General features: G+C 35.6%; 14 protein-coding genes. 6 read left to right on the forward strand and 8 right to left on the reverse strand.

Features of this window, described 5'->3' with window-relative positions; translation table 11 throughout:
* The first annotated feature begins 393 nt into the window (after nucleotides 1-393).
* Both P2086_RS13600 and P2086_RS13605 read left to right on the forward strand, forming a co-directional pair.
* Nucleotides 394-4,539, forward strand: a complete 4,146-nt coding sequence (locus tag P2086_RS13600) for a T9SS type A sorting domain-containing protein (protein WP_317897290.1) — start codon at nucleotides 394-396, stop codon at nucleotides 4,537-4,539.
* 172 nt (nucleotides 4,540-4,711) lie between these two features.
* Nucleotides 4,712-5,545, forward strand: a complete 834-nt coding sequence (locus P2086_RS13605; RefSeq protein ID WP_317897291.1) for a DUF4190 domain-containing protein — start codon at nucleotides 4,712-4,714, stop codon at nucleotides 5,543-5,545.
* A gap of 33 nt (nucleotides 5,546-5,578) precedes the next feature.
* On the opposite strand, the gene P2086_RS13610 is transcribed toward P2086_RS13605, so the two are convergent.
* The 4 genes from P2086_RS13610 to P2086_RS13625 all read right to left on the reverse strand — a co-directional run bounded on the left by P2086_RS13610 (nucleotide 5,579) and on the right by P2086_RS13625 (nucleotide 8,933).
* Nucleotides 5,579-6,856, reverse strand: coding sequence for a hypothetical protein (locus P2086_RS13610; RefSeq protein WP_317897292.1), 1,278 nt, complete (start codon nucleotides 6,854-6,856; stop codon nucleotides 5,579-5,581).
* A gap of 41 nt (nucleotides 6,857-6,897) precedes the next feature.
* Nucleotides 6,898-8,163 carry a PKD domain-containing protein gene (locus P2086_RS13615; RefSeq protein ID WP_317897293.1) on the reverse strand — a complete coding sequence of 422 codons (1,266 nt, stop codon included), beginning with the start codon at nucleotides 8,161-8,163 and terminating at the stop codon, nucleotides 6,898-6,900.
* A 91-nt stretch (nucleotides 8,164-8,254) separates the two neighbouring features.
* Nucleotides 8,255-8,476: a VF530 family protein gene (locus P2086_RS13620; RefSeq protein ID WP_317897294.1), complete on the reverse strand. Its 222-nt coding sequence runs from the start codon at nucleotides 8,474-8,476 to the stop codon at nucleotides 8,255-8,257.
* Nucleotides 8,469-8,933, reverse strand: coding sequence for a ribonuclease H family protein (locus P2086_RS13625; RefSeq protein WP_317897295.1), 465 nt, complete (start codon nucleotides 8,931-8,933; stop codon nucleotides 8,469-8,471). The genes P2086_RS13620 and P2086_RS13625 overlap by 8 nt, the downstream gene beginning before the upstream one ends.
* 94 nt (nucleotides 8,934-9,027) lie before the next feature.
* Between P2086_RS13625 and P2086_RS13630 the strand changes: the two genes are divergently transcribed.
* The 4 genes from P2086_RS13630 (at nucleotide 9,028) to P2086_RS13645 (ending at nucleotide 11,574) form a co-directional block, all read left to right on the forward strand.
* Nucleotides 9,028-9,426 (forward strand): DUF7793 family protein, encoded by a 399-nt coding sequence (locus P2086_RS13630; protein WP_317897296.1) that lies wholly within the window; start codon nucleotides 9,028-9,030, stop codon nucleotides 9,424-9,426.
* Between the two features lie 72 nt (nucleotides 9,427-9,498).
* Nucleotides 9,499-10,227 carry a sensor histidine kinase gene (locus P2086_RS13635; protein WP_317897297.1) on the forward strand — a complete coding sequence of 243 codons (729 nt, stop codon included), beginning with the start codon at nucleotides 9,499-9,501 and terminating at the stop codon, nucleotides 10,225-10,227.
* On the forward strand, nucleotides 10,227-10,925 hold the full coding sequence (locus tag P2086_RS13640; RefSeq protein ID WP_317897298.1) for a response regulator transcription factor: 699 nt from the start codon (nucleotides 10,227-10,229) through the stop codon (nucleotides 10,923-10,925). The genes P2086_RS13635 and P2086_RS13640 overlap by 1 nt, the downstream gene beginning before the upstream one ends.
* 37 nt (nucleotides 10,926-10,962) lie before the next feature.
* Nucleotides 10,963-11,574, forward strand: coding sequence for a DEAD/DEAH box helicase (locus P2086_RS13645; protein WP_317897299.1), 612 nt, complete (start codon nucleotides 10,963-10,965; stop codon nucleotides 11,572-11,574).
* Nucleotides 11,575-11,736: 162 nt separating this feature from the next.
* Here the strand turns inward: P2086_RS13645 and P2086_RS13650 are convergent, their stop codons facing one another.
* The 4 genes from P2086_RS13650 to pruA all read right to left on the reverse strand — a co-directional run bounded on the left by P2086_RS13650 (nucleotide 11,737) and on the right by pruA (nucleotide 16,861).
* A complete protein-coding gene (locus P2086_RS13650; protein WP_317897300.1) occupies nucleotides 11,737-12,054 on the reverse strand; it encodes a hypothetical protein in 318 nt (105 codons plus the stop codon).
* A 57-nt stretch (nucleotides 12,055-12,111) separates the two neighbouring features.
* Complete coding sequence (locus tag P2086_RS13655) at nucleotides 12,112-13,005, reverse strand: transglutaminase-like domain-containing protein (protein WP_317897301.1); 894 nt, start codon at nucleotides 13,003-13,005, stop codon at nucleotides 12,112-12,114.
* Nucleotides 13,006-13,389: 384 nt separating this feature from the next.
* Nucleotides 13,390-15,039 (reverse strand): T9SS type A sorting domain-containing protein, encoded by a 1,650-nt coding sequence (locus P2086_RS13660; protein WP_317897302.1) that lies wholly within the window; start codon nucleotides 15,037-15,039, stop codon nucleotides 13,390-13,392.
* A 190-nt stretch (nucleotides 15,040-15,229) separates the two neighbouring features.
* A complete protein-coding gene (pruA, locus tag P2086_RS13665) occupies nucleotides 15,230-16,861 on the reverse strand; it encodes an L-glutamate gamma-semialdehyde dehydrogenase (protein WP_317897303.1) in 1,632 nt (543 codons plus the stop codon).
* Between the last annotated feature and the right edge of the window lie 138 nt (nucleotides 16,862-16,999).

Genomic DNA, 16,999 nt, shown 5'->3' on the forward strand with positions numbered 1-16,999 from the left:
TTCTAATATCAATACAAGGCATCTGAAATCCATGTTAAAATTCTTTTCTAAAGTTTGTTACCAATACTTTCCAAGTTTTATAAATCATACTGAAGCTTAAAATTCTAAGTAAATTTTCGACAGATATTAACACTTTTTAATCAGTCTGGTTAAAATACCCCATAAACGGCTGAGTTTAAAGATAACTAGTGTGGTTATTTGCCTTCGTAATTTTTCTTTAACCCATAAACCACTCAATTATGAAAAAACATCGAACATTCAATCAAAACTAAATAATATTAATTTTTAGCGCTCTGAATACTATAAATAGGAGCAATAATTATCAATTTCATCCGAACTAAGCGAACGCCGAAAAGCTAGAAAAGAGTAGGCATAAACAAAAAAAATATACTCATGAAAACAAAAAAAATGGTTCCATTAGCGGTCTTTTTACTATTACTAGCTGCTGGAAGATTTAATGCCCAACCTTGCAATTTACTTTGCAATGGAAGTTTTGAAAGTCCATTCTACAATAATGCTTCTCCCGCACCCGTATCGTCATATTTTGTTGGTACTGGATCGCAGTCTGCTACTTGCTGGCAAAGTTTAAGGCCAGACCCTTTCTCTCCGCCTCAACTTGTTGGTGGTGGTAATCTAATGGAATATTGGTTTAGTGTAGCAGGTCCGCCATTTGCCTTCGGCGGTGGTCAATTTTTAGAGTTGCAAGGCTGGGACGCCGACCCAATATGGCAAAATTTTAACGCAACAGCTGGATCGATACTTACGATAGGTTTTGCGCATAGGGGGAGATCAGGAGTTGATGTTATGAAGGTAGAGATTGGTCCTACTGGTGGTTCTCTAACCAATTTAGGTAACTTCACTGACGGTAATACTGCTTGGGGAGCCTATTCGGCTGCATACACTGTTGGCAGTACTGGATCCCACACTATTAAATTCACACCAATTTCTTGGGCCAGTCTTAATACTCAAATGGGGAACTTTTTAGATGCCGTTACGGTTACCCAGAATTCAGTGAGTTGTGCATTTAATGTCACGCCGCAGGTAACCCAACCAACATGCACAAATACTAGCTCAGTTTACTTACTTACATCAAATAACGGCCCTACATATACCTATCAGTGGTCATCAGGATCAGGAAACACCGCATCAGTAAACAACTTGGCTCCTGGTGTTTATCAGGTAACTGTAACCGCTAACTGCGGTTGTGCTAGTTTTCCTGTTACATCATCCTTTACGATCAATCCAGTCCCCCCAATACCAGTTATAACAGTTTCAGGCACACCGCTCACACGATGTGCGGGAATTCCGGTAACACTAACTGCTTCCGGAGCGAACACCTATTTATGGTGGCTTCCAGGGCCAACTGTTGTTTCTGGTAACCCAATAAATGTAAACCCTACTGTTGGTGGTACTTATAGCGTTTTTGGAACCAATCAGTATGGTTGCATAGGCACTGGTACGATCTATGTGCCAGCTCCATTAACAAATCCAGTAATTACTGTCACAGCTTCACCTGTTTCACGCTGTTTGGGTACACCTGTTTCTATAACGGCGTCAGGTGCTTCTACCTATCTATGGTTACCTAGTAATTGGACTGGAAATCCATACTCAGTAAACCCAACAGGTGCTACAACATATACAGTTATTGGCACTGCGGCTAACGGTTGTACATCATCAGCAGTTTATAATTTAGTAGCTCCTCAGCAGCTTCCTACAATTAATATTATTGCTTCATCTACCTTAATATGTGCAGGATACCCTAACACATTAACGGCTTCTGGTGCCCATTCATATAATTGGTGGCCAAGTGGAGGAACGGCTAACCCAGTGATTGTGAATCCTACATCCACCACAGTTTACTACGCCTTTGGAACCAATACAATCACAGGTTGTCAGAGCTTTGCAACAGTAACCATTACGCCAGGGACTGCTATTCCTCTTAGCGTTCAAAATTCAACTTATTGCAACAATGCTACCTCGAGCACCCCCTTAACCGTGTCTACTACGTTTAATAGTGGACCGGTTAATTACACATGGTTGCCTGGCACACTAAATGGTCAAAATGTGAATGTTAGTCCCAATGCGTCTACTGTTTATACTGTTTACGCTACTTCACCTAACGGTTGCCCTGCATCTAATACACTTGCGGTAACAGTGGTTACAAACTGCTGTACACAACCGACAACTGGACTTACTCTTTTAAATTCAGCAATGCTTAACGGCCCTTTGGCACCAGGATCTTATTTTATTAATTCCAACGTAACTTTAGGAGCTAATACTACACTATCCAGTTCAGAGTTTCTTTTCATGCCTGGCACAAAATTAACTGTACCACCAGGCTTGATCCTTGAACTTGATGAGGCACATTTATTTGCGTGCGGAGTTAAAATGTGGGAAGGTATTGAAATCAGAGACGGAGGCCGTGTAATTACATCCACCCGCCCAGTCACAAGCCTAATTGAAGATGCTCAGATCGGTATAGATCTAAATAATATTTCGCCAACAAATTCTAACCCAAATCCACCAATAGACATTAATAAGGTCGTATTTAACAAAAACTATATTGGTATAAGAATCGCTAATTCCGATGTTCTTCTTAATACACTTGCCCTTGCAATTGACGAATGTGTATTTACCAGTAGAGACATGCTTTTTGGAACTTACCCTTCTGTTTTAAGTTGGCCAAGTGCTAATAATACTTTTGGTAATTTGCGTGCCGCAGCACTTCCTACAACAGGACTGGCGGCGCCATACGACCTCCAGAACTTTACTCCAATCAATATCAAAGGTTCTTGCCATATTACTCCAACACACGGTTCACAAACGGGACATATTGGTATTGATATTGAAAATATAGGTAATCTTCAAGGTTCTATGCCAAGCGCAGGAATTGACATTGGTTATACGTTTGGCGGGGGGGTTGGTCGCTTTAACCTTTTCGATGGTCTAGGCGCTGGTTTTTATGTTGAAGATGCCAGTCTAAGTACGGTGAACAATGTTTTTCAAAACATGAGTCAATACTCTACTTTGAATGGTTCATTTGGCGGATGGGGCATTCGTCACATTACGAATAGTTTAATGAACTGCGGTTTAAACCTAACGCCAAACACACCTGCAACCGATTACGGCAATCGCTTTTGGGACAATTGGACGGGTGTATATGCAACTAATCTCTATAGTATCGATTTGCAATATGGTTTATTTCGAAGTAACCATGTAGTTAACCCTATGTTCGGACCTGGTTCGGTAGGTGTAAGTGTATTTACAAACAGGTTTGACAATAATAATATTAGTTTTAACGAGTTTAATAATATTGCTTATAATATATGGTTTGGTGCTGACAACGGTTCTTATGATGTAGGAGGAATAAATAATGGTACTTATGCAGGCAAACTAAGCATTAATCAAAACTACATTGGCCCTGAAGTAAACAGCCTTAACCCAGTCGCACCTGGATCGTTATATTCTAACTATGGCATAACTTTATGGGGGATGAGCGCTGCTAATTGGAACATAACTGGCAATTGTGAGATTTTAAGTAATAAATTAGATCGAGTATACAGAGGTATTCAAGCCAACTCTATGGATTCATATCCTATAGAAATTGGTGGTAACAACATTCGTTTAGTTGACGACTACTTTTTATTACCAACTACGGAACAATATGGAATATACGCCAATAGAAGTACTGATAACATGTTTATTAACTTAAATGATATTACTGGCGATGGTCCTGTTGGAAACAATTGGAATCAAAGAGTGCGGTTGGTACTTTCAGAAAATAACACTAGCTTATCTAGTAATATTTCGCCAAAAATTACCTGCAACACTACCACCGATGGTTACATTGGTTTCGAATTTGACGGGCCTCAACCTTTCACCGAATGGACAGGCAATGACATGAATCAAAGAATGCACATTGGCTTATCGCTCATTAACAATGGGCAAGTTGGCACACAGGGTAACCCGACCCAAGCTTGTAACGATGAATGGAATGATCTAGGTAACCCGCCACCTTTTAATTGGGTGGGTTCTGGAAACTGGCAGACATTTGTAGATAATTCTAGCACCGCCTTCCCAGGTTCTTTCCTTTGGTGCAATACATTTTCAAGTGCATGGCCGGTAACGAATGGGGGCGGCATTCCTTTCTCAAACCTTTCGCCTAATGTATCAATTGGTCAGGCAAAGAAAGGGTCGAACGCCGATTGTTTTTACTTGGTTAATTACCCTACTCTCCCTAACCAACGTGGTGCCTATCCAACAGGAATAAACGTAGCCAGTTCTTCTAATTCAAACTGGATGACTAGTGTGTTCCCAAATCCATCAAACGGTGAGATTGAAGTAAAAAGTAATATTAATGCTGAGATTCTTGATGTAAAAGTTACAGACATAACTGGAAAAGTAACATTTACACAGAAGCTCACTGGTGAATTAGGAAATATAATAAATCTAAAACACTTGCCTCCTTCAATATACATTATTGAAATTAAAGGTGAAAATAATAAGACTGTTCGTAAAAAACTTATCATAACAGATTAAACTTAACCTGTTTAGTAAGTATACTCAAAAAATAAAAGGGGTCGCTCATAGTATAGCGACCCCTTTTTTGTAATAATTTTTAGGCTTTTATCTTCAATCATCTAATTTATAAAATTTCGCCAGAATAAGTATATTTAAAATTTTATTAAATCCCATAAGGAAGTCCATTTTTATGAAAAAACTACTTTTTATTCTGCCCTTAATACTTGTATTCTCATGTACTGTTCAAAAACGTAAATACCAAAATGGTTATTATGTTGAATGGCATAATAGGCAGGCAAAAAAGGAAACTAAACTTGTGGTTAATAAAAAAACTTTAAAGGAAGAAAAGGCTAAAAGTGATAAACAAATAGTTGAACAGGTTGAAAATACAGAAGCTTTTGCATCCTTAGAAAACAAATTAACTGCTTCGGATTTTAAAAAACCGATTAAGCTTTCTTTTACTGCCCCAGAAGACTCCTGCGACGTATTGGTATTTAAAGATGGTGCTGAAATAAGAGGTAAAATAATTGAAAAAAACCAAAACGAAATTAAATACAAACGCTGTGATAGTCCTGATGGCCCCACTTACATTAGTAAAAAATCGGAACTTTTTATGATTAAGTATTCTAACGGAACACGGGAAGTGATGCGTGTTCAGGAAGAACCTCGTATTATGCGAACTTCTGAAAATCCAACACCTCATAAGAGTACGAGTAGTTACAGACAAATGCATCCTTCATCAATTTCAGCCCTTTCTTTAGGAATTGCAAGTATTATTGCGCTTATTTATGCTGCCTTATTTGCAACTGGAATTGGACTACTCGTGGCAGCAATTATAATTTCGGTCATTTCAGCAGTTGCCGCCGTAATAAGCGGTAAAACATCCCTGAGTAAAATAAAAGAAAATCCTGAAGTTTTTAAGGGCAAAGGCATGTCTGTAACGGGATTTATAATGGGTTTAGTAGTACTCGGGATTTGGGCTATAATCTTAATGCTTACATTACTAGTACTTAGTTTAATATAGTTAGTAAACTCTTCTATTTTAAATAATTCACCGTTACTTCGTTTCGTAAAAATAATAGATGTCATCATCCGTATTATTTTTTCTATTGCTGCTCAAATAACCTTTTTTATTGCCTTTTAAAATAAACACCCCAAAATCATCGAAACGACTATTCATTGGGGCTCCAGCGTTTTCTGCTTCCTCAAAAAGTTTATCTTTTGCCTTAGATGCTTTAGAAAAGAAAATATCTAGTCCTCCTAAACCGGGTATGTGGTCACTCGAAAAATACAAAGTACTATCCTCCGCTATGTAAGGAAAAACTTCGTTACCAGCGCTATTAACCTGTGGACCAACATTTTTTGGAGCAGACCAGCCGTTGCTTGTCCAATCGCTCACAAAAATATCTACTCCACCCAAAGAACCCTTCATATTACTTGCGAAAAATAAACGCTTACCATCCTTACTTAAACAAGGCTGCATAAAATCGTAATCAGGAGAGTTGTATCTAAATGCTTTTATTTCTGGTTCAAGATTATCTATTGTACTCATGGTTAACGTATACAATTGAAATCGAAAAAAATCACTTGTGCTTTTAATTTTTAATTCTTTATTGGAGACAGCACGCGCAAAATACAGTGTGGCAGCATCAGGTGAAAAACAAAAAGAACCTTTTATGGGTAATAAGTGTAACCTTTCATTCAGAATACTTGGAAATAAACTCAAGGAATCTTTTTTAAGCGCACCTCCAATATGCTGTGTTTCTTCATTGTTGAGTGTGTAAAAAGTTCGAGGTGATCTGATAAGATCTGAAACATAATAAAATTTATCTTTCAAAATTAAAGGATTTGATTCAGGAAGTTCAGTATTTAATCCGTTTACCTCAATTACTCTTGTCGCAGCTGAGTCAATGTAAAGCGCTGCGGGGTTTAAATACATTTTACCCCAGGCAGCCAAAGATTTGTCTTTGCTTCTACTCAAAACCATAAAAATTTTCTTTGCTTGTGGAATTCGGTTATTCGCCAACAGAGACTTGCCATATTCTAAATAATCCTTTTCAGTGGCGTCACTGCTTTCAACAACAATAGGCCAATGATCAATTGCATCATCGGGTTTATTTAGTTTATTGTAACAAAGCGCTGCCTGACGTTCAGCATAATACTCTCTAGGATATTTTTCGAGGTACTTTAGATAAACTTCCACAGCAGCTTCGTAATTACGGTTAATAAATAACTTGTCAGCTTTTAGAAGTGTACCATCTAAAACCTCCTGAGATAAACAGTTGGTAAAAAAAACAGAAAGTAAAAAAATAGAAAAAATGGATTTCCTCAACATGACTTTATTTCGAATAGAATACTAAGTAAAGTATAAAAATACTATTCGTTTTTTATAAAACAAGAATTGGCTTGCGCGTTATTATTAGAAATTTTAATATAGTAAATACCATTTTCAAATGAAGACACGTTCAAATACCCTTTAAAATCAGACTGTTCAATAACTTGACCTAAATAATTTGTGACGGTTATTTTCGAAACATTCTCATCAAAAATATTTCCTGCTTGTATGATTAATTGTGTTGAACAGGGATTCGGATAAAGTCGGATTTCCTGTCCTTTATGCTTTAAAAGACCTACCGTTGTAGCAACCTGAATAGTTGACGCGGTAGAATCAATCAAGCAATTGGCAGCATTTTTAATAATCAGGTTGACCATATAATTACCGCTTAGGGTGTAGGTGTGTGAAGGATTAACTGCTGTTGACACTGATCCATCTCCAAAATTCCAGAAATGTGAAAAATTTGGAGCTCCAGATGTAAACTGAAAAACAGTTGTTGATTGCGCGTTAGCTGTAAACGAAGCTACAGGCTTATATTTAGGGATATTCGTAATAACAGTGCTATCGGTAACCAATTGGTGCGCCACCTGATTTAGTAAAGTGACAGTGGAAGAACCTATGCCGGGATTATAAGTGCTACTTAAAACAGATTTTTGAAAAAGAGTCTCGTAAAAAACAGCCGCTGCCAAATACGAGCCTTCTATCAAAGGATGACTCTCATCACTCTGATAAAAATCAATAAGTGTATTTGTTGCTCGTGCCAACCGCCAAGCCTCGCCAACTGGAGCCATCAATCCATGAACGGTATCAGCAAATAACCTGTAAGAATCTCTTAAACGATTTTGCATTCCAAGGTAAGTACAAATTGGTGGATAAAACGGACAATTGGCAGCGTCGCCATTTTTACGTCCCCATGTTTCATAAAAAACAGTGTAAGCGCAAGGATTGTAGTGTTTAATAATACTATCTAATTTAATAGCGTAAGGAAGTGTTTGGCCGCTAACTTGTCCTGGTGAAAAAGAAGGCTCCTGACTCTGAGCTTGCAATACCACATAATCCCAATTACCAAGACTTATTTTTGAAAGTGTTGCTGCATCAGACGCATGATTGTTGAAGGTATAACCACCCGGGCAATAACTATCGAAAACAAGCGTGTCTCCAAGCGACAGAGCTAAATCATGGGCCAGCTGCGGTAGATTATTAACGTAGGTATAACTATTTCCCAAAAAAAGAACTCTTATTTTCTTTAATGAAGATTGAGAATTTAACAATAAGGGTAAACAAAATAGAAGTAATGTTTTTTTCATGGAATAAAAATAGGATTTTTATTTTTACAATAAATCATTAATTCGTAAATGGTTTAATTGAATGAGTAAAGAATAGATTTAATAGAAGAGTTTATTTCCCTATCAGAGAAACATACATGTCTTCTACCTTTTTTCTTGCCCAAGGTGTTTTTCTCAAAAATGTTAAACTTGACTTTATACTTGGATTCTCATTAAAACAACGAACATTTATTTTTGTACCGAGGTGATCCCAACCATAATAATTTACAAGATGTTCAAGTATCATTTGAAGTGTTTTTCCATGCAAAGGATCTTTCGAAGTTGGCTTATCCATGATTTAAAACGTTTTTTCTTACTAATTTTCTTACAATAATATCAACTTCCCTATTTATTTCATCTCCATCTTTTTGATGCGCTTTTACTTTTGTGAAGTCTATATCGTGACTTTCAATAAGCTCAATTAACAACTTAACGAGATCACTATTTTGTACTTCGGTTCCCTTATTCGTTATAAATTTTTTCTGTTTAAGCTTTTCTTTGCGACTTAATAAGTTAACAACATATTGACTATCAGAATACACTTCTATTTTACTTGAATTAAAATTTCTTTCATCTACATAATTTACTGCTTTAATAACAGCTAGTAATTCCATGCGGTTGTGCGTTGTTTCTTCCACATCACCTTGCAAAATAATCTTTTCTTCACCAATAAAAATAATTGCTGCCCAAGCTCCCAGAAGTAATTGCGTGTGACAACTTCCATCGGTATATATTCGGATAATCGGTTTCACGTTAAATATTCTATTAACAGAACAAAAGTTAATTAATTTCGCTAAGATAGATACTTATCTTTTATATTACTTTTATATTTAAAGCTTTGCAATTATGAAGACACTAATTCCGCCTGAAAATGCTACCGAAATTACCGCCTTTTGGACCTGGATGGGTGAGGACGGAATTTGTAGGACTAAAACAAAACCTATGGCAGAAATATCCATAAAGGAAGCTATTGAAAATTCTGCTGCCGTATCATCTTATTACACAGACAAAAAATTTCCATTATTAATTGATGCACGAAATATTAAATATATGGAACGTGAAGCCCGTAAACATTTTTCAACAAATGGGCGTGACATTAAAATAAACTGTTTTGCTATAATGGTTAAATCTCCGCTTAGCCGCATGATTGGTAATTTTTTTATGGGACTAAATAAACCTTTTATTCCTGCACGTTTATTTGACGAGGAAGATAAAGCGATTAAATGGTTAAAAGAATATTTGTAATCGATGCCTTTAACAACTAAGAATATTGATAAATTTAATAAGGAAAGGGTTGAGAACATTCTAAATGTTGTTATGTCTTATGCGCAACTTGATTTTTCAAAAAAAACTGAAGTACTGGGTAATGAAGATGTTCTGGATGCCATTGGTGCTGGAATTAACATGTTGGGAGAAGAATTGGAAAATTCAACAGTTTCCTTAAAAGAAAAAGAACAGCTTTTAAAAGAGGTTCATCACCGGGTTAAAAACAACTTACAAATTGTATCGAGTTTACTAAATTTACAATCAGACAATATTCTAGATGAAAAATATCTGGCAATTATAAAAGACAGTCGTAACCGTATTAACTCCATGGCTATTGTTCATGAAATGCTATACGCCTCAAGGGATCTAAGTAAAATTGAAATTAAACAATATATTGAAAGGCTTTGCGAAAGTATTCATCAGTCCTTTTCTCGTCCTGGTTCCGAAATTAATTTTAAGTTTAAAATAGATCAAAATCTTTATTTTGAAATAGATCATATGATTCCGCTTGGATTAATTATAAACGAAGTAGTAAGCAATTCTTTTAAATATGCATTTCCAACTAACAAGGGCGAAATATCTATTAAATTACATTCAGAGAACAATGAATTTAAGCTCGATCTAAGTGATAACGGTATTGGCCTGCTAGAAAATTTTGATCCTAGTAGGGATGGTCAACTTGGCATGCAACTAATAATAATGCTAGTAGAGCAAATGGAAGCCAAAGTGGCTATAGACCAAAAAAATGGCACAGCTTTTTATATCACATTTAAAATTTAATGCAATTTCAACCTCACATATTTATTGTAGAAGACGAAGAAAATCTTGCGAATACAATCTCCCTTAACTTAAAATTTGAAAATTATCTTGTAAGTATTGCTCGTAATGGATCAGAAGCATTGCAGTTTTTTAAAAAGAATCAAGAAACCATACACCTGGTAATTCTTGATGTAATGCTTCCCGACATTAATGGATTTGATCTATGCAAAGAATTTAAAAACGCACTACCCGATTTACCAGTCATTTTTCTAACAGCAAAAAATCAAATGGCAGATAAAATAGACGGATTAAAACTCGGAGCCGATGATTATATTACAAAACCATTTGATCTTGAAGAACTTTTGCTAAGAATCAGCAACCTATTAAAACGTACTCAAAAAGAAAATACGGCAGTTTTTAGTTTTGATAACTGTCATATCAATTTTCAAACATTCGAAATAATGGATGCTAAAGGTACCGTTCAAACATTATCGAAACGCGAAATAGGTTTACTTGAACTTTTAACAGCAAATACCAACAAAGTAATTTCTCGTGATGAAATCATTGAAAAACTCTGGGACGTTAGCGAGAATGCTTCCTCTCGTACCATTGATAATTATATTCTTAATTTTAGAAAGTATTTCGAAAAAGACCCAAAAAATCCTCAACACTTCCACTCGGTACGTGGTGTCGGATACAAGTTTATCGTAAATAGTTAATACCTTTGCTAAATATAGTATACCAAAAAAAACATTCATGTTTAAAGAAAAATTGCATAAAAAACTTGTGTCTGCACTAGAAGAATTTAAACTCGAAACGCCTAAACTACTGCAAAGTCAATGCCTTTCTAAAATAAATGCTGGAAGCGACTTAATTGGTATTGGTCCAAACGGTTCAGGCAAAAGCACACTCATAGTAATATCAACTATCCAAAAAATACAACGCGCTTTAGATGATTTACCAAAAGCATTAATTTTAGTTGGTAATAAAGAAAGCGGACTTGAAATGAATGACCTATTTAAACATTTAGCAAAAAACACCGACTTAAGAATTAATTGTGCTTTTGAGGATGGTGATATTGATAAACAAAGTATTGAAATATACGAGGGGACTGATATTTTGATAGGGACAGCCAAACGCATTCTCGATCTTTATTTTAAACGCAGCTTAAATCTCAATAAAATAAAACTTTTTGTAATTGATGATGCTGAGCTAATGATTAAAAACTCATGGCAAGGACAAATTGATAGACTGGCCTTGAGTCTGCCAAAATGCCAACATCTTGTCTTTACGAATGAAATGGATGCAAAAATTGAAAAATTAATTAGCAAATTTATTATTGCTCCACATCTAGTTGAAGTGGACTAAACATTGTGAATGTAAAACCACAGAAATTCTGTGCTTTTTTACTTTAATCTTTTACTAACTATTCTGTACATCTCCTTCTCTAATTCCTCTGCGTTAAAACTTGTGATGTTAACAAAAAAGCCCCTATTACAAATAGAGGCTTTTCATTTCAATAAATTAAGACTAATGTTTTTCAGTTTTTGTAGGCTCTGCCTTTTTACCTTCTATTTGTTTAGCAGGAGTTGGCGTTCCCTTTTCAGGATTTACCATTTTTGGATTGTTTTGAGCTTTTTCTTCAACTTTTTTATCAGTTGGAGCTGATAGTATGTTATCATTAGCTACAGGAGCTGCCGTTGCTGAGGGCATTTGAGATAAAGTTCCATCTGGATTTACAGTTTCAACCTTAGCTGGTTCTGATTTTTGAATATTATCAGAACTTTGAGCGTTTAACATTGTGCCAAATACGGCAACAAATGCAATGGTGTAAATATTCTTTTTCATAAGCATAAATTTAGTTAGACATTTAAGTACAAGTAAAGCTAACAAATTCTTAGGACTTTACAATTGACTGTCGAGATTTTTTAATTCTTCTACTTTTTCCAAATAACCAAGTTTTTCATAGGAAAAAATAAGATTGTTCAGGCAACGTTTTAATATTTCAACATTGCTACATGGGAGGTAATATTTAGCTTCGGGCTCTAAGTTTAATTGTTTTAAGAATTGATCAATGTCTTTTTGATTAAATATAAGTCCTTTACTAAACGGATTTATATAGAATAGAATATTATTAGAAAGTGTTTTATTATTTACGTCTATTAAATTGGCGTTGTCGTTAATGTAAGATAATACAAAATGTTGAGGGAGATTAATTCCATAAACAGGAATATTAAGTTCTTTACAAATAAGCATGTACACAACACTTAACATCAAAGGATTTCCCTTTTTACTCTCAAGCACGTTATTAATAAACGAATTTTGCGGCGCATGATAATTGGTAATATTTCCACTAAAATTATGTACTTCAAACAAAATATGATTTATGATTTTTACCTTTTCTAGAGCGGTTAAATCTTCATGTAACTCCAACCAAACATCTTGTTTAATTTGCTGGAGTTGTTTTCTTATTTTATTTTCGTCTAAATCGGGGTACTGATACCGAGCAAGAATAATTACACCATTTAAAAGATCATCCGAATCGTCCTTGGCCCAGAATTTTAAAGCCTTTTGAAGAGTTTCAAATTGAATAGTATGTATGATTGTTTCGATGCGTTTTTGCATGATAGCATCAAAACTGTTTTCCCAAGCAGTCTCAAGATGCGGAATAGTTGGAGGACCTAGAGTTACAAAACGTTCCTTTACCTGAGAATAAATTATTTCATCAGGATCGTCTAACAATGTAATCAGTGCAATTACTTCTTTCAGGCTTATTTCTGTTTTACGTTTCGCTGCCATTAAAAACAAAAATAATTGTATAATAGCTACGGGGATGGGCGCTTAATTTTAATTCTTAACAAAAGCCCTGTTTATACCTTTGAACAAAGTTCTTTTAATAAAAAGGGCGTCAATTTTAATGTTTATAACTTTTGAACCAAATAATAACCATTGTAATTTGTTAAGTAGTTCAAAGGACTCACATAACAAATTACAATGGTTATGCCGATATAATAAAATAGTTGCAAAGTTAATTGGACTATCTATTTTATATAATCGGTATAACCCCGCTTTGCATGTAATTAAAGTGTAGAACAAGTAAGGTCCATTAAAAAAGACAGACCAAAACTGATCTGTCTCTTAAAAACATGTGAATTTACTGATTAAAATAAATACAAATTACATTTATTTACTTAAAATGAGTTTTTTCAAAATCCTTTCTTCACCGCCAGTAATGCTAAGTGTGTAGATACCATCTGAATAATTATTTAAATCTAAGGTAATCGTATTACTACCTGCAACGGTATAATCTTTAGCAAACACTAATTGTCCTAAAGAATTAAATACGGTAACAGATACCTCTTTAGAAACAGTAAAATCGATATTCAAATTAAATATACCAGTGCTTGGATTTGGACTCAAATTAATTTTGTTGGCAATTGAATTTTTTCTCAAACCAGTACAGTCTTCCACTTGAAACGCCACTGTTTGAGAACTGACCCCAAGACTATTGGTGGCAACCATTGAAAGAGTGTAATCACCAGTATTTGGAAAATTAATATTTGGATTTGCGTTGGTACTAGAAGGTGAGAATGTAACACCATTAGATGGTAACACTGACCAAGAGTAGGTTGGCGCAGGGGTGCCACTCGTTACGTTTTGCGGCTGATATCCAGAATTAATACACACAATTGCCTCGTAATTAATATCAGCTAGCGGCATTCCGTCGCATAACGAGAATGAACTCGTGCTAAGCAAAAATCTAAAATAACCATTTAATAATGCCGTCTGCATTCGATCACTTTGATCAGGAGTAAACATGTAACTAGTGGCGTCATCTGTATAATCCATAAAGTTCATAAACATATCACCAATTTGTGAAGAGCAGCTGAACGCATGAACAGGGTATGGTGGAGTTCCAAAGTTCTGACCATATTGCCCACCGCTATATCCTCCTTTTTGTGGAGGAGTGTCGTCACAATAATCGGTTGCTAAGCAATCACCATTTAGATTGCCGTTACCATCGCCTCCAATATGCCTTAAACCAAGCCAATGTCCTGTTTCGTGCACAGCAGTTCTGCCACGATTATATGGAGCAACAACTGAACCCGTATTTCCAAATGCTTTTGCTGAAACCCAGATTCCGTCGGTAACTGAATTTCCAATATTCGAAGTTATACCGGATAAAGTTGAACCACCAGGAAAAGTCGCAAAGCCTAAAAGTTGTGTATTTTGGTTCACATCACTTACCCAAATGTTGAAATAATAGGTTGGATCCCAAATACTGTTAGGTTTTACAGTGCCATCCATATACGATTGAAACGCAGAAGTAGATGTTGGACCTGTTGGACTTGGCCAACCCATTGTATTATAGTTAACGCGATCGATACCAGGTTCGCTTAGAGGGATTCCATTTGGATCAAGTTGAGCCAAACAAAAAGTAATGTTTGTGTTTGCCGCACCAACAACTGAAAAACCAGTGTTAGCAAGCTGTCCCGAATTAAAACCAATACCTGCAAAATCTTTATTCAGCACATTTATTTGTGAATAGATTTGGGCTGAAGATATATTGGGAAAAAGACCAATAGTAGATCCTGGATGAATAACATGCACAATTACCGGTATAACAATCGAAATGGATTCCGTTTTATTATTACGTTTATTGTCTTTAAACTCCTCAACTTTTTTATTAAACCAGGCATCCCATTCTGCACTTGGAGCTACTGTTCCGCATCCCCGCTTATTGATTGTTGGATCTTCTAAGACTGTGTTTTGCGATTTTGTTATGAGCGATAAACTTAAAGCTGCAATAATAAGTTTGAAATTAATTTTCATTTAAAGTGGCAATTGTTTAGTTAAATTATATTTCACTAAAATACTGCTTTAAGGAAGAAGTTTCAAATTAAAATAGCCTTTCTTTTCAATAATTGCGGTCAATTCAGCAATTTTTAAGGTGGTTTTTAGTATGAAAAAGACCTTCCTAATTAAATTGGAAGGTCTTTTGTATAAGCATTCAAACTAAATATTAATCCGCTTGCAAAAATGGGTACTTATAATCTACAGGAGGCACAAACGTTTCTTTAATTGTACGAGGCGAAACCCATCTTAATAAATTGATTTTTGCGCCTGCTTTATCGTTTGTACCACTACCTCTCGCTCCACCAAAAGGCTGCTGACCCACAACTGCACCAGTACATTTATCATTGATATAAAAATTACCTGCCGAATTACTTAGTTTTTTCGCTGCCAATTCAATCGCATAACGATCAGTAGCCAGAATAGCCCCGGTTAAGGCATAAATAGAGGTCTTGTCAACCAATTCTAAAGTTTCTTCAAATTTATCTTTGTCATAAACATATATAGAAAGAACCGGACCAAATAACTCTTCGCACATAGTTACATAATTTGGATCTTTAGTAACTATAATGGTTGGCTCAATAAAATAACCTTTGCTCTTGTCGTAATTACCACCAGCAATCACTTCAACGTTTTTATCATTCTTGGCTGCATCGATATATTTAGCAAGCTTATCAAAACTTTTTTCATCAATTACCGCATTGATGAAGTTAGTAAAGTCTTCGGTTGGACCCATTTTCATTGATTTCAAATCTTCCAAAACAAATCCTTTTACTTCTTCCCAAAGATTTGATGGAATATAAGCGCGCGATGCCGCCGAACATTTTTGTCCTTGATATTCAAAAGCTCCACGTGAAATAGCTACTGCTAAAGATTTCGTTTCAGCTGACTTGTGAGCCATAATAAAATCTTTACCGCCTGTTTCTCCCACAATACGAGGGTAAGAACGGTATTTATGAATATTATTTCCAATTGTTTGCCAAATATTTTGGAATACTTCAGTACTTCCTGTGAAGTGAATCCCAGCAAAATCTTTGTGATTAAATACCACTTCAGCAGCATCTGGCCCGCTCGGATAAATTAAATTAATAACACCATCTGGTACACCAGCCTTTTTAAAAACCTCCATTAATACGTTGGCGCTGTACACCGCTGTATTACTAGGTTTCCAAACCACTACATTTCCCATCATCGCACAACTGCTTGGTAAATTTCCAGCAATAGCTGTAAAATTAAACGGCGTTAACGCATAAACAAATCCTTCCAAAGGCCTCCATTCTAATCTGTTCCAAACGCCAGGAGAAGAAATTGGCTGTTCATTATAAACTTCTGTCATGTATTGAACGTTGAATCTCAAAAAGTCAATGATCTCACAAGCGCTATCAATCTCAGCCTGGAATGCATTTTTACTTTGTCCTAACATGGTTGCAGCGTTTAATTTTGCACGGTAAGGACCAGCAATTAACTCAGCAGCTCTTAAAAATATACTTGCGCGATGTTCCCAGCTTAGTGCTGCCCATTTTTCTTTAGCAGCTAAAGCCGCATCTATCGCCATGGTAACATGCGATTTATCACTTTTATGAAAATGACCTAATACATGCTGATGATCATGAGGAGGATACATGCGAACTAGAACATTACTTTCTACCTCTTTACCGCCAATATACATGGGGATATTTATTTTTTGACTGCGCAATTCTTTAAGCATTGCCTGAAGTTCTTTGCGTTCCGGACTTCCGGGAGCGTAACTCTTAATGGGTTCGTTTACCGCTACGGGTACTTTGTAAATTCCTTTTGGCATAAAATAAGTTTATAGTTTTTAGTCAATACTTTAATTAGAACACATTTTACTAAAGTGAGGAGCAAAGATACTATCTTTCAATAAATAGGAATACAAGAAAACAAATAATTAGGGTTTTTTACACTTGTTTTGTTATTA

The organism is Aurantibacillus circumpalustris (genome assembly GCF_029625215.1).
GTDB classification, from domain to species: Bacteria; Bacteroidota; Bacteroidia; order B-17B0; family Aurantibacillaceae; genus Aurantibacillus; species Aurantibacillus circumpalustris.

What these genes read in the sequence shown, in the direction of transcription:
- P2086_RS13650 (WP_317897300.1), bottom strand. Translation starts at nt 12,054, where the DNA reads ATGAAAAAGAATATTTACACCATTGCATTTGTTGCCGTATTTGGCACA.
- pruA (WP_317897303.1), bottom strand. Translation starts at nt 16,861, where the DNA reads ATGCCAAAAGGAATTTACAAAGTACCCGTAGCGGTAAACGAACCCATT.
- P2086_RS13635 (WP_317897297.1), top strand. Translation starts at nt 9,499, where the DNA reads ATGTCTTATGCGCAACTTGATTTTTCAAAAAAAACTGAAGTACTGGGT.
- P2086_RS13620 (WP_317897294.1), bottom strand. Translation starts at nt 8,476, where the DNA reads ATGGATAAGCCAACTTCGAAAGATCCTTTGCATGGAAAAACACTTCAA.
- P2086_RS13640 (WP_317897298.1), top strand. Translation starts at nt 10,227, where the DNA reads ATGCAATTTCAACCTCACATATTTATTGTAGAAGACGAAGAAAATCTT.
- P2086_RS13615 (WP_317897293.1), bottom strand. Translation starts at nt 8,163, where the DNA reads ATGAAAAAAACATTACTTCTATTTTGTTTACCCTTATTGTTAAATTCT.
- P2086_RS13645 (WP_317897299.1), top strand. Translation starts at nt 10,963, where the DNA reads ATGTTTAAAGAAAAATTGCATAAAAAACTTGTGTCTGCACTAGAAGAA.
- P2086_RS13660 (WP_317897302.1), bottom strand. Translation starts at nt 15,039, where the DNA reads ATGAAAATTAATTTCAAACTTATTATTGCAGCTTTAAGTTTATCGCTC.
- P2086_RS13610 (WP_317897292.1), bottom strand. Translation starts at nt 6,856, where the DNA reads ATGTTGAGGAAATCCATTTTTTCTATTTTTTTACTTTCTGTTTTTTTT.
- P2086_RS13600 (WP_317897290.1), top strand. Translation starts at nt 394, where the DNA reads ATGAAAACAAAAAAAATGGTTCCATTAGCGGTCTTTTTACTATTACTA.
- P2086_RS13655 (WP_317897301.1), bottom strand. Translation starts at nt 13,005, where the DNA reads ATGGCAGCGAAACGTAAAACAGAAATAAGCCTGAAAGAAGTAATTGCA.
- P2086_RS13605 (WP_317897291.1), top strand. Translation starts at nt 4,712, where the DNA reads ATGAAAAAACTACTTTTTATTCTGCCCTTAATACTTGTATTCTCATGT.
- P2086_RS13630 (WP_317897296.1), top strand. Translation starts at nt 9,028, where the DNA reads ATGAAGACACTAATTCCGCCTGAAAATGCTACCGAAATTACCGCCTTT.